The organism is Ktedonospora formicarum (assembly GCF_016587355.1).
GTDB classification, from domain to species: domain Bacteria; phylum Chloroflexota; class Ktedonobacteria; order Ktedonobacterales; family Ktedonobacteraceae; genus Ktedonobacter; species Ktedonobacter formicarum.
This window is the reverse complement of the sequence record NZ_BNJF01000002.1, coordinates 1,234,842-1,248,340: the sequence shown is the minus strand read 5'-3', so window position 1 is coordinate 1,248,340 and position 13,499 is coordinate 1,234,842. Positions and strand designations below refer to the sequence as shown.

At 52.1% G+C, this 13,499-nt stretch carries 10 protein-coding genes; 6 read left to right on the top strand and 4 right to left on the bottom strand.

Annotated features, from left to right (window positions below):
- Window positions 1-54 precede the first annotated feature (54 nt).
- Window positions 55-1,569 carry a glycine hydroxymethyltransferase gene (locus tag K3T82_RS24240; RefSeq protein ID WP_220196131.1) on the top strand — a complete coding sequence of 505 codons (1,515 nt, stop codon included), beginning with the start codon at window positions 55-57 and terminating at the stop codon, window positions 1,567-1,569.
- 83 nt (window positions 1,570-1,652) lie between these two features.
- Here the strand turns inward: K3T82_RS24240 and K3T82_RS24235 are convergent, their stop codons facing one another.
- The 3 genes from K3T82_RS24235 to K3T82_RS24225 form a co-directional block, all read right to left on the bottom strand.
- A complete protein-coding gene (locus K3T82_RS24235) occupies window positions 1,653-2,627 on the bottom strand; it encodes a GNAT family N-acetyltransferase (RefSeq protein WP_220196130.1) in 975 nt (324 codons plus the stop codon).
- A gap of 517 nt (window positions 2,628-3,144) precedes the next feature.
- Window positions 3,145-3,837: a nucleotidyltransferase domain-containing protein gene (locus K3T82_RS24230; protein WP_236031479.1), complete on the bottom strand. Its 693-nt coding sequence runs from the start codon at window positions 3,835-3,837 to the stop codon at window positions 3,145-3,147.
- A gap of 49 nt (window positions 3,838-3,886) precedes the next feature.
- Complete coding sequence (locus tag K3T82_RS24225) at window positions 3,887-4,465, bottom strand: TetR/AcrR family transcriptional regulator (RefSeq protein ID WP_220196128.1); 579 nt, start codon at window positions 4,463-4,465, stop codon at window positions 3,887-3,889.
- Between the two features lie 188 nt (window positions 4,466-4,653).
- Here K3T82_RS24225 and K3T82_RS24220 point away from each other — a divergent pair, with 188 nt between their 5' ends.
- From K3T82_RS24220 to K3T82_RS24195, 5 genes are all read left to right on the top strand, one after another.
- Entirely contained in the window at window positions 4,654-6,060 is a 1,407-nt protein-coding gene (locus K3T82_RS24220) for a cytochrome P450 (RefSeq protein ID WP_220196127.1), read from the top strand.
- 161 nt (window positions 6,061-6,221) lie between these two features.
- A complete protein-coding gene (locus K3T82_RS24215) occupies window positions 6,222-6,683 on the top strand; it encodes a GNAT family N-acetyltransferase (RefSeq protein WP_220196126.1) in 462 nt (153 codons plus the stop codon).
- Window positions 6,684-6,691: 8 nt separating this feature from the next.
- Window positions 6,692-9,871, top strand: coding sequence for a winged helix-turn-helix domain-containing protein (locus tag K3T82_RS24210; protein ID WP_220196125.1), 3,180 nt, complete (start codon window positions 6,692-6,694; stop codon window positions 9,869-9,871).
- Window positions 9,872-10,277: 406 nt separating this feature from the next.
- On the top strand, window positions 10,278-10,793 hold the full coding sequence (locus K3T82_RS24200; protein WP_220196124.1) for a DinB family protein: 516 nt from the start codon (window positions 10,278-10,280) through the stop codon (window positions 10,791-10,793).
- Window positions 10,794-10,930: 137 nt separating this feature from the next.
- Window positions 10,931-12,382 carry an MFS transporter gene (locus K3T82_RS24195; protein ID WP_220196123.1) on the top strand — a complete coding sequence of 484 codons (1,452 nt, stop codon included), beginning with the start codon at window positions 10,931-10,933 and terminating at the stop codon, window positions 12,380-12,382.
- A gap of 121 nt (window positions 12,383-12,503) precedes the next feature.
- Here the strand turns inward: K3T82_RS24195 and K3T82_RS24190 are convergent, their stop codons facing one another.
- Window positions 12,504-13,445 (bottom strand): aminoglycoside phosphotransferase family protein, encoded by a 942-nt coding sequence (locus K3T82_RS24190; RefSeq protein ID WP_220196122.1) that lies wholly within the window; start codon window positions 13,443-13,445, stop codon window positions 12,504-12,506.
- Window positions 13,446-13,499: the final 54 nt, after the last annotated feature.

The following is a 13,499-nucleotide window of genomic DNA, read 5'->3' as shown; positions in this document are numbered from 1 at the left end:
ATGCGAAGACTATGCTGTTCGGCAGCATACCAGTCAGAAGGAGAGGACTTATCTATGGCGATCAATACTCCACCCTCAACCCTACTCACTCGCTACCTACAATCACTCAATGGGGCCACCCCTAATTCTGCCGCCACCGCCTTCTATGCCTCAATCGATACGGTTAGCAGTGTTTCGCCGTCTATCGCGAATTCGATTCTACAAGAGCTACAGGACCAGCGTCAGAATCTCAAGCTTATCGCGAGCGAGAACTATAGCTCCCTGGCAACCCAGCTTGCCACCGGCAACCTTTTGACTGATAAGTATGCCGAAGGCTATCCCTACCATCGCTTCTACGCGGGCTGTGATAATGTCGATGCCATCGAGTCCGAGGCAGCGGAACTGGCACGCACGCTCTTTGGGGCCGATCATGCTTATGTGCAACCTCATTCAGGGGCGGACGCGAACCTTGTGGCCTTTCTCGCCATTCTTTCAAGTAAGGCTCAGAAACCTGTGCTAGAGAGCCTGGGAATTGAGAATATCTCCACAGCTTCACGCGAGGATTGGAACCGGGTACGCGCCGCTGTCACCAATCAACGCCTGCTTTCGCTCGACTACTACTCTGGTGGGCATCTGACGCATGGCTATCGCCACAATGTTTCGAGCTGGCTCTTTGACGTCTCCAGCTATACAGTTGATCGCGAGAGCAAGCTTATCGATCTCGACCAGTTGCGAGCACAATTGCATGAAGTACGACCGCTGATCCTTCTGGCTGGCTATAGCGCCTACCCACGCAAACTCAATTTTGCGAAGATGCGCGAGCTCGCCGATGAAGTGGGCGCGGTCCTGATGGTTGATATGGCACATTTCGCGGGCCTGGTCGCTGGCAAGGTCTTTACCGGCGATTACAACCCAGTTCCCTTCGCGCACATCGTGACCAGCACGACGCATAAGACCCTGCGCGGTCCCCGTGGCGGACTCGTCCTCTGCAAACAAGAGCTAGCCGAGTGGGTCGACAAAGGCTGTCCGGCGATCCTGGGTGGGCCGCTACCACACGTACTGGCAGCGAAGGCTGTGGCCTTCCGCGAAGCCAGCCAGCCCGAGTTCCAGGCCTACGCCCACCGCATTGTGGAAAATTCCAGCGCGCTTGCCGAAGCCTGCCTCGAAGAGTCATTGCAGGTCTTGACTAGCGGCACCGATAACCACTTGCTCTTGCTCGACGTAACCCAGACGTTCGGTCTAACCGGGCGGCAAGCAGAGTCGGCTCTGAGAGCGTGCCGCGTGACGCTGAACCGCAACTCTCTGCCCTTCGATGTCAATGGCCCCTGGTATACCAGTGGCCTCCGCCTTGGCACGCCTGCCCTGACGACGCTTGGCATGGGACGCGAGGAGATGCGCGAAATAGCGCGTATTATCAAACTGGTGCTCTCAAATACGCGCCCCAGCGTGACCGCTAACGGTAAATCCAGCCTCGCGAAATACACATTGGACAGCGCTATCGAAGCCCAGGCTCAGGAGCGCGTTCAGAACCTCCTCTCGCGCTACCCACTCTACCCTGAACTCGACGCGAATCTGCTTGCAACACGCTAGAGAAGATATTAAGAAAGAGCAGAGTGCGATTGGAAAGTGATCCAATTGCACTCCGCTCTTAAAACTATATGAAATTCCTATAACTAGGGGAGCAGATCCTTGCCAGGTCGAAGCTCTTTCTCGTAGCGTCCAATGCGCATGGTAACGGACATGCCAGCACGTTCATAGAGGCGTTGAGCGCCCGTTAGGCTTTGCCCATCTACCGCCAGACCAACACGCTTGATACCATGCTGATAGAAAGCGTGAAAGGCATTCGTAAGCAGAGCAATACCTAGTCCACGCTTGCGCCAGGAACGGAGAACTGCCAATCGCGCGATCCAGCCATCCCCCTCCTCCCGTTCGCGACAGAGCGCTGCCCCTACGATCCGATTGCCATCCTCAGCAAAAAACCAGAGCGTAGGATCAAATGTCTCGGTAACCATATGCTTTCGCCACTCATCATAGTCTTGCGGCGCGTGCCCCCAGTGGTCGCGAAACCCCTCCTCAATGGTATCATAAGCATATCTAATCTCTTCAGGACTACCATCACTCATACGAATGGTAATTCCCTCTGGAAAGGCTGACAGAGTAGGAGAAGTCTCCATCATAATCGCCATGCGGAAGAAGACACGCGTCAGGGAGTAGTGCGACGATTCTAACAGGTTTATAGCAGGCTCATTATTGGCAACGATATTGTTGACCAGGACCAGGCGAATATCCTCAGGCTGGTCAGCAATCAGCTCACGTGCGCGCGACTCCGTGAAGCTAATAATGGCGGTCCCGATACCACGTCCATAATGCTCAGGATGAACATAACCATCGGCCAAGATACGCCCGGCATCCTCAACAGTCAAAGTAGCATAGCCACAGACAAAACCTTCAGTTGTGGTAATCAGCCAGGCATCGGTTTCGAGATTCAGTTTCTCCCAACTAGCAAGGATCGAGCTCTCCTCCTCCATCTCGCCACCGCCAGCCTCAGCAACATCATGCGCATGCATCAGAGCAATGATTGCGGGTATATCCTCATGTACAGGTGCGCGCCCCTTATACTCAGATGCCAAGGAAAAGGTCGCAGGCATAATCATGTTCTCCTTCGTTTTTGGCGTGGTCTGGCACACATTTAGACACAAGGCAGGCGCAACACATCTATTTAAGAGCTTTACTGATATCACCAGGATAGTACCCAAATACTCAGGCAGGTACCTGGATAATAAGCCCGCAATATGGGAGCTTGGGATAAAGATCTGGAACTTATCGATGAAAACGACCACAGGGAGATTACACTGTGATGGGCTACCTTATGCACGGCGCGACCACGCAACCTTCACCTACGCTTCATTCTGTGCGCAGGCGTATACGTATACGTAGTTTATAAAATCAGGCAAATGCATTAGTAGCGCATCAACATGGGTGATCGTTCCTTTCATTGTTGAGGTTGATACCTTCAGTATACGTGACTCGAACGCGAGATGCAAGCGTGATTCGAAAAATGCATACGCAGATTTAATAGCCCCAGAAGTCTTGTTCAACATTATTATCTAAACAAAAGACAGCGCAAACAAGAATATACATTAGTATAGAACAAAGAGAGGCAATTTACAGAAGAGAAGTTTTCAACTCTCCCTTCAGGGAAGATAAGATCCACTCAAGAAGCTCTAGAGCCACTCGCACACGCTTGCGTGTCTCACCACAGAAGAGGCACTCTAGCCGCTCTTCGATATCAACCGGGCCTTGTGATAGATCTTTGACATGAGACCAAATAGATCCATTGGGTGGAAGCGGTCTGTTATTCGCGGCCCATAGTCCTTCGATAATTTGCCAGGAAACCGTCCCAGTTACAAAGGCAGCTTTCAGCAGCTGATTCCCGTTCTCAGCCACGCGAATCTTGAAATGAGCAGACTCTAGCCATGAGATGATCTTCTCCTTCTCTGGTTCAGATATCTGGTAGGTCTCAAAGCGCCTCTGAGCCTGCTCCCTCAGGTCCGCAAGTACACCATGTGGATCAAGGAGGATTCGTCCATCCAGGTAGGCATAGACTTCCATTGGATTTGCTTCGAGTTCGGATTGAGCCAATGCCACATCAGCATATCCTTGTTCAATGAGGATTCCTTGGCGTAGCTCTCGATGAAACTCACGCTTGGTGCCAGGAGTAAGAATGAAGCGCATGTCCAAATCAGACCCCAGCAAGGCATCACCTCGGGCAACAGAACCAGTCAGCAGAATCCCGATTACCTCTTCTTGTCTGGATAGCTCCTCAACCAGCTCTTGAATGAGAGTTTGATATAACAAATTAGTACTCCTTCTGGAATCTTGCTTCATCATCGACATATAAATAGGGCTACTTACCAAGCAAACCATAATAGAAGAGGTGCCCAAGATCCTCTTTGTACTTCCTCGATGTCTTCAAGAAGTCGGGCTGAGAGAAGAGTTGCCTGAACTGTGAAAGATACGCCACCACCGCCTCAAACGAGAGGTGACTCTCAATGGCTCCCTCACGTTTCCCTTTCTCCACAAAGGTGCGAAAGAAAGGGATAGTTCGTTCGTTGGCATACGCTTGATAGAAAGCCTGAATTTCCGGGTCATCCCATGCAATAGAACGCATGAATGTATCACTAAACTGATTGGCCAGTTCCCCCTGCTCCATGAACAGCAATGCGAGTTTCTCGCGAAAAGGGATATCTCGCGCCAACAACTGCTCAGCCTCGTCCATCGCACGATTCATGTAGCGTTTGAGCATTTCAAGGGCAAGCGCCTGCTTTGTCCCAAAGTAATGATAAATGGTCACCTGTGAGACATTCGCCTCTTTCGCGATTTCAGAGACATGAACATCCTGCAACCCTCGCTCTAAAAAGAGCTTCTGAGCCGCATCTAGAATGGCATCTCTCTTCTTCTGGCTTCTTCGTTCATAACCATTCATAAAATATGACCACTCTCCTTGCCGCTCAGTATAGCATAGTTTTGAAACCAATTCATCACAACTAGTTCAAAACTCATTGACAGGAGGCCAATACGTCGAGTAATATGAACTTAAATCTAATTTTGAGTTCATATTACTTACAAAAACTGGGCAAGTAGATAGTATCCATCCTACAGTGGAGGAACAATATGGCAACTACTATGCATACATCAAAGACTATTCCAGGCCCTCGTACTCTGCCACTACTAGGGTGGCGTGCAAGCATATTCAAGCTGTACAGTGATCCATTCCGTTATCTTTCTCACTTATATGCAACCTATGGTCCGGTGGTTACGCTCTCAAAGGGGGATGCCTCCTATATTTGTGCCTTCGGTCCCGAACTGAATTTCGCGCTACTCTCCAATCCAACCCTATTTGAGGTCAGCGCGGGTCCTATGGAGAAGCTTGCACAGGACACTGCCCTGGTGCGGGTCGGAGGTCATAGCTTACAGATGATGAGGAGGGAGAAGCATAAACAACAACGGCGACTCATGCAGCCAGCCTTTCATAAACAACAGGTCGCCCATCTGCTCACAGATATGGTTACTCTCACTTCACTGATGCTTGATAGCTGGCAAGAACGCACCGAGATCCAGCTTTATCGGGAAATGGAACTGCTTACAAGAGATATAGTTGTAAAGACACTCTTTGGCTTGGACGACAAGGCCGAGATTGAGCATCTGGGCTCTTTGCTAGAGCGCATGGTCTCTTCGCTCATGCTGGCACTAATTGCGCCTGTGAATCTGCCTGGCACGCCATATGCACGTATGCAGCACATGGCAGAAGAGCTAGAAACTGCTTTACAGGCGATGATTGCTCGTAAGCGCTCACAGGGGGAGACCACCGATTTGCTCTCAGTTCTCATCCATGCTCACGATGAGGATGGGGCAACGTTGAGTGACCTTGAACTGGTGAGCCACGCATTTACGCTATTCACCGCCGGGCATGCGACGACTACTGATGCCCTGACCTGGGCACTGTTCCTCCTGAGCCAGCATCCCCAGGTCACAGCAGACCTCCTCGATGAAGTTGATGGGGTGCTTCATGGTGAAGCGCCAACTATTGAGCAACTCCAACAACTACCATTACTCGACTATGTCATCAAGGAGAGTTTACGCCTGCTGCCACCAGGAGGTATTGGTCAGCGCAAAGCGATGGCCCCGTGCGAGCTTGAAGGTTATGAGCTAGCCGAGGGAACAACCATCATCTACAGTGAGTTCCTGACACATCGTTTATCTGAACTCTATGAGCAGCCAGATCGCTTTTTGCCCCAGCGCTGGGCAACACTCAAGCGTACCGCGTACGAATATCTCCCCTTCAGTGCGGGACAGCACAGATGCATTGGCTCCGAATTCGCGCTGCTGGAGGAGAAAATCACCCTTGCCATGCTGATACAGCGCTATCGCCTGGAAGGAATCTCAAATGCAAGGATCGATCTTGGTCTGGAGATGCGCCCCAAACATGGAATGACAATGCGCATCTTCCCCCAAGATAGACAGTTCAAGCGCGTGCCCGTACGCGGCAATATTCGTGATCTGGTCGTGCTTGCGGAATAGGTCCCCAGTGACACAAACCATTATCTTGCTCCTCTCCTTCAGCTTGTGATACACTCGAAGCTGTTGGGTGATTAGGCACAAGCTTTAGGAGGCCACTCCCACGCTCTGCTAGACCATTCCTTTTTTACATCTGAACATATACAATCATAAGGATAACTTTCATGCTCACTCTGCGGCGTTATATGCCTACCGATCAAGCAGCTGTCGAACATTTACATGTATACGCCATTCAGCGGATTGGAGCCTACCTGGGACGTGGTCCCTGGGATGACGATATTTACGCTATCGAGGATACATATCTCAATGATGGGGGTGAATTTCTGATTGGAGAAATCAATGGTCAGTTTGTGGCAATGGGAGCCTTGAAACGCACAGACGCGAACCAAGCCCAGATCAAACGTATGCGCGTCCACCCAGAGCATCAGGGGCACGGCTATGGTCAGCTTGTTCTACTAGAGCTAGAAGCGCGGGCCCGCGCTCTCGGCTATCAGAAGCTCCATCTTGATACCTCTATCGTCCAACTCCCCGCCCAGAGGCTCTACGAGAAGCATGGTTTTCAGGAAGTGGGCCGCGATATATATCAGGGGTTAGAAGTAATCTTATATGAAAAACATTTGAGTTAGGCTCCACAATGTCAAGGTCATCTCTCCACATACTTGCCTGGTCAACCGAGAACCAGCGTTATAAGCTCTCTACCAGGGGACAACAGCAACAAAGCTTTTCCCTGGATGAGGACGAGGCGTGGCGAGGCTGGCTATCACAATGTGTCTCCTTCTCCTTCCAGGGACGCTACGGGAATGCTAGTGTGGTCAAAGAGGCCCGCTCTCGGGGTGCGGGCTACTGGTATGCCTATAGCACACGTGGACGCCGTACAGGCAAATGCTATCTTGGCCCGGATTCTAGGGTAACGCTAGCCCGTCTGGAAGAGGTTGCTCAGTCGCTCGCTCAGACAGCTTCACCATTACACGATTTCATACCTGATGAGCCATCTGTAACTAGAGAAGCTACTTTAGCACCATCGATTGAGCCGCTGCTTGCGACAAAACTCTCTCCTCCGCACTTACCCTCCACTCTAGTAGAGCGTGAGGCATTGCACTTGAGGATGGAAGAAGCTCTAGCGCGACCCCTGGTGCTGCTTTCCGCCTCGGCAGGCTGGGGTAAGACGACTCTCCTGAGCTCATGGGCCACTCAAACAGCTCGCGACGTAGCCTGGCTTACGCTTGACGAGCTCGACAATGATCCAACGCGCTTTTGGAGCGCGGTAATCACAGCCCTACGTTCCCTATTGCCAGATGTTGGAGCCAGTGCCCTAGCGATGCTACGCACGCCTCAGCCACCACGTCTCTCTGTCATTGTAACCACCCTTCTCAACGAACTAAACGACCTGATGCGTCAGGCAGTATTTGTCTTCGATGACTACCACCTGATCGAAGAGCAGGCTATTCATGGATCTCTGCTCTTTTTCCTTGAGCACCTGCCACAATCGCTCTCTTTGGTACTCGCCAGCCGGATCGACCCACCTCTGCCACTAGCTCGCCTTCGCGTGCGTGGTCAGATGAGCGAGTTTCGCGATATGGATCTGCGCTTCCAGCGCGATGAAGTGGCACGCTTCTTAGTTGATAGCGAAGGTCTGCCACTCTCTAAGAGCGAGGTGACAGCACTTGAGAGACGCACTGAGGGCTGGATCGCTGGTCTCCAACTGGCGGCACTCACCCTGCGCCAGCGCTCGGACCACGCTGCCTTCGTTCAGAACTTCACAGGCAGCCAGCGCTATATTCTGGACTACTTGCAAGAGGAGGTTATGAACCAATTGCCCCCTCCCTTACAAAACTTCCTACTTCGCTCTTCTATCCTAACGCGCCTGAACGCCTCCCTCTGCGAGGCTGTCACGGCAGAGCCTGAAAGCCGGAAAATGTTGGCAACGATTGAGCGCTCCAATCTCTTTCTGATCGCGCTGGATGAAGAGAGGCACTGGTATCGTTTCCATGATCTATTCCGCGAAATGCTGCTGACCCACCTTAGAGCCAGCCAGCCAGAACTCGTTCCGACCCTACATGAGCGTGCCACGCGCTGGTATGAGGCACAAGGCGCGCTGCCAGAGGCTATCAGACATGCCCTGGCTATCAATGATCTTTCATCTGCCGCCGAGTTAATGGAAAAGGCCGCCGAATCAATCTGGTTGGCTGGTGGCGCGAAGATTGTCCTTGATTGGATTGTACTTCTCCCTGAAGCGGTCTTACGTCAACACCTGAATCTGGGTCTTACAGCCGCCCTGCACATGCTCCACAAGCTTTTCGGCGCACCTGAAGAATATCAATCGGAGGCGCTGGTTAAGGTAGAGCAGATTATCTCACGTGCGGAGCGCCTGCTTCACGATGATAAGACCAACATACTCTCACCAGCGGAACGAGAACAGCTTAAGAGACGTGTGCGTCTATTCTACCTCTGGAGTTACGCCAATAAGTCCATCCTGGCAGGCGATATCGTGCAACTGAGTCAGCAAGGACAACAGATGCAAGATCTAGCCATTGAAGAAGAGATGCTCTGGCAACTGGTTCCGCTCTTTGTCAACGTTATTCTCAGCCTGAACTCAATCACTGATTTCAGCTTCCTGATGCCCATGCTTCTCAAGGCGCGCAAACTGAGCGAGCATGAGCAGAAGGTCTATGCCTTCCTGAGGATAGGGCAGTGGTTGGCACAACTCTCTTATGAGACAGGGCAATTGCGCGAGGCACGAAGGATTGGCCTGGAAACGCTAAACCTGCTAGAGTATGAGGACATACAGGCTCTCTCAATAAAAGGCTACATTCATCTCACACTGGCTCGCATCTACTGGTCCTGGGGGCAGCGCGAGGAGGCACAAGCACAGTTACAGGCTGCGTTAGAGCACGCGCGCACCTGGCAATACCTGGCCCTGAATCTCGACGCGCATAATCTTTGGTTACAATTCTCGCTCGACGAAAGCAACGTCGTTGACGCTGAGCAGGCACTCCATGTAGTCGAGCAAAACACCCAACAGCAGATTACTGGACTATATATCCCTGACATGGTAAGCACGCGAGTACGGCTCTGGCTCGCTCAAGGAAACATCGATTCAGCAAGCGATTGGGCTGCTCAACGCATACAAACTACAAACACCTATGAGTCCGCACTTGCCTGGGAAGAAGATTTAATCCTGGCTCGCGTTTACCTCTCACAGCAGCGCTACACGGGCGCACAAGAGATCCTGACAGCTCTGGTAAATGGTGCCGAGCGCGGCGGAAGAATCAATAAGCTTGCTCAAGCTCTTGCGCTTCAGGTAGTCGCGTTTGAAGGACAGAATGAGAGTGAGCAGGCAATGCAGACTACCACACGTCTGTTACGTTTGACTGAACCAGAAGGCTACATTCGCGTTTATCTGGACGCGGGCGAGCTAATGGCACGCGTGCTTCAGCGCCTCCTCGCGCCCGAGGGAAGCTATGCGCGACTCATCCTTCCACCAGCCTGCATAACTATGGCCGCAACGCTATGCGCCACATTCGAGCAAGGACGCATAGTCGAAGAGCCAGTCTCCTCCGCGATCACCCACAACACAACCTCAACTCAGCATACAGGTTATACCTCACAGGGAGAAACTTACGAACCTCTCAGCCCACAAGAGCAGAAGGTATTACACTTGCTGATCGAGGGCAAGACCTACGCCGAGATTGCCCAAACGTTGATTGTCTCGCCTAACACGGTCAAGACCCAGGTCAGCAGTATTTATCGCAAGCTTAATGTAAGCCGCCGTGCCGAAGCGATTCGAGCCGCCCAACACCTGAATCTCCTCTAATCTCACCCGTTGGGTGGACAGGTTATCATCCTTCATTCTCCCAACATTCCGAGCGCAATCACCCTTTCAATCACGCATTCTGGCGAAGACCAACCTAGGCCCAACCGGCTATACTCCTATCAGTGAGAAACGAAACAAGAAATCTTCTCACGAAAAGGAAGCGCCTATGTGGATACAGATACGTGTGAAAGGGCATATCGATCCCATCTGGCAAGTAGACTTCGAGGGCTGTGCATCACGCATGAAGAGAACGGGACCTCACTCCTCTCGGGGATTGTAAAGGACCAGGCCGCCCTCTATGGTGCGCTATTAAAGGTCCGCGCTCTGAGCGTATCGCTACTCGCGCTAGAATCAATGCCAAACGATCCAATAAGTTCAGCTCAACAGGACGAAAGGATAAGATAACATGCAAGCAACAACACTTCTTCGAGAACAAATTCAGCAGGCTCATGGCTTTTTGGGAGCGACTATGGAAGGCGTGACAGAGGAGCAAGCTCACTGGACTCCTCTCGGCACCGCGAATCCTCTGGCAGCGACCTATGTCCATGCCATTGCTAGCGAGGACTTAGCCATCAACATGGTACTCAAAGGCGGCGCGCCCCTCTACGCCTCCGAGTGGGCAAATAAGACTGGTATCAGCGACGTTCAACCTCTGAGCTCGCCAGAGTGGGCGCGGAGCGTGCGGATCGACCTGCCGCAAACACTGAGCTACGCCCAGGCGGTCCATGCTGCCACCGACGCTTACCTCGCGACCTTGACTGACGAGGACCTGGATCGCGACCTGGATCTAACCGCCTTCGGATTGGGGCACATGACTGTCGGCGTCATCCTCAATCGCATGGTGCTGGGGCACGTCGACAATATGACTGGCGAGATCTCAGTCCTCAAGGGTCTCCAGGGCACGAAAGGCTACCCTATCTAAACCTCACATCCAGATCAGTTGATGCCTGGTTCAGTATCAATCAGGCATCAACCCCAACAACGCAAACACACTTGTATACATCATGAATTAGTTACTTATAAAGCATATATGCAAATAAAAGGTAGAAACAAATATCCATGAACGCAGAATTAACGACTAAAACAAAAACTACTGCGAAAGTGCTCGATTCAAAGCGCTGGCTCATGCTAGCCGCCGCACTAGGCGCGACTTTGATGGGGGCAATCGACATCTTTATTGTTAATGTCGCCATTCCAACCATCCAGCACGAGCTACATACGGGTTTCGCGGAGATGCAATTAATCTCTGCTGGCTACACTCTAGCCAACGCTGCTTTGCTCGTCCTTGGTGGTCGCCTGGGTGATCTGTATGGGCGCAAGCGTCTGTTTCTAATTGGCGTAGGAGCCTTCACGGCCTTCTCAGCACTTTGCGGCTTCGCGCCAGATCCCTTGCTACTGATTGTCTTTCGTGTATTGCAGGGCACGGCGGCAGCAATGATGACCCCACAGGTCTTCTCACTCATTCAGGATAATTTCTCGTCTCAGGAGCGGCCAGTAGCTATGAGCGCCTATGCTGCGACCCTGGGTCTGGCCTCAGTCGTAGGCATGGTACTTGGCGGTGGACTCATCGTGGCGAATGTCCTGGGTATGGGCTGGCGTAGTATCTTCCTAATCAACGTACCTTTTGGTCTCATCGTTCTGGTGGCTTCGATACTTTTTATTAAAGAATCTAGGGAACCCGCCACACACACCCTGGATTATGGCGGCGTCGCTCTGTTGACACTGGCACTGGTATTCTTTACCTTTCCCCTTATCATGGGAGGTAATACCGGCTGGCCGCTATGGACCATCATCTGCCTGCCGTTATCGCTACCTTGTGTCGTTGCCTTCTGGTTCTACGAGCAATATACAGCAAAACAGGGGCAAGAGCCCCTGGTCTCTCCCGAACTCTTCAAGCTGCATAAGTTCACGGCTGGTAACCTGACCAATCTGCTTGATGGTTCGCTTTGGAATGGTATGATTTTTCTGTTCTCAATCTATCTACAAACCGGGCTACATTTCACACCACTACAATCGGGTCTGGCAATGGTGGTTGGCAGCATCGCGTTCATCCTGGCTTCCAGCGCCAGCACTCTAATTCTGCCTCGCCTGGGTCGACGCAACATCTCAATTGCCGCTTGCCTGGTAACAATCAATTATGCCCTGGTCTTACTTGCAGCTCAATACCTTGAAGCACGCTGGGGTGTATTCCCAATATTGATAGCCTTCTTCGTCCTATGCTTCAGCCATGCCCTGCTCTACACGCCACTCATGCCAAAGACGGTTGAGGAAGTCACAGCGGCCCATGTAGGGGCTGCGTCGGGCATCTACACCACGACACTTGAGATATCTGGTACGTTGGGAGTTGCCATTATCGGTCTGATCTACGCGGTGCTGACCATTAGCGGCACGGGCATCGCACTTGCTTTCGTTCTGACCATGGCCTTCATCGCGCTCCTGAGCGCGGGAACGATCTTCTTAGTACGGCCTCTAGAGGGACATAAGCCCCATGCCAGCAACACAACAATGTAGCATTAACCTCTATGATGAAGCGAGCCCCAAGGCAAAGGGTGTCGCTTCATCGTCTTCTCCCACTTCCACCATTCCTCTACCGCCTCATTAATATCGCTCCTCACATATATCGCATTCAGACTCACACTCTAGCCCATGCCTCGGCAACCTGAAGCACCTTACGCCCTGCTTGCACCTGACCTACCTTCAGCAGAAATAACCCGTGAGACATTGATTGGATGAAGCCCCACTCCCATATACCTTGTGGATCAACACCGGTCAAGTGGCTGAGATAGTCACACCGTTCGCGACCCAGGCTCACCGGATCAGCAAGCAATTCATCGCACCACTCACGCATTGGGATGCTAAGGTCATACGCAGGCTCGGCCACAAAGCCATCCGGATCAATAAACTTAAACGCGGGTTGAGGCTGGGAGAGATCTTGCAGTATGTTACCGCTATGAGCATCGCCATGTACCAGGACCGCGCTTTGCGGATCAAAGGCCGCTTCACGGGAGCGTGCGAAAGATAACACCTTGTGATACGCTCGCTTAGAGACGGGTCTACCAAGTTCTTCCCAGAGCGTTGTAATAAAGTTCGCCAATGCCTCAGCCACACCAGTACCAGTCTGAAGCAGTGAAGCTGGCGGACGGTGGGTCCAGGCAGCCTTAAGCGTTGTACAGATGATCTCAATCTGTGTGTTTGTAGCATATCCCAGATCCATTAATGGCGTGCCCAGACGCTCCAACAGCATCGCGCGGCGAGTCAGGTCATGCCTGATAAGGCGGGCGTAACCATGACCATCCGCGACTGCAAATGTCTGAACCTCATTCTCGAACACAGTATTACCCACCATCTCCGGCATAGCCAGCTTGAGAATGGCCTCTGAACCATCCCCCATTCTGGCTTCCGCCACATATGCCTCAGAGCCTCCCGCAAGGCACTTGCCCACACTCATATCCCACTCCTGCTCAAGCACCTCAATAAGTTCGCCTAAACCCTCCACCCACCACAAGCCCTCCTCGCCCAGCGTCGCAACCTTCTGGCGTACTGCCCACGGCAATTCAATCATTCGTTCGCGCATACAATGACACTCCTATTATCAGGCACTCATCAAAGTTGAGTGCCTACATATCTT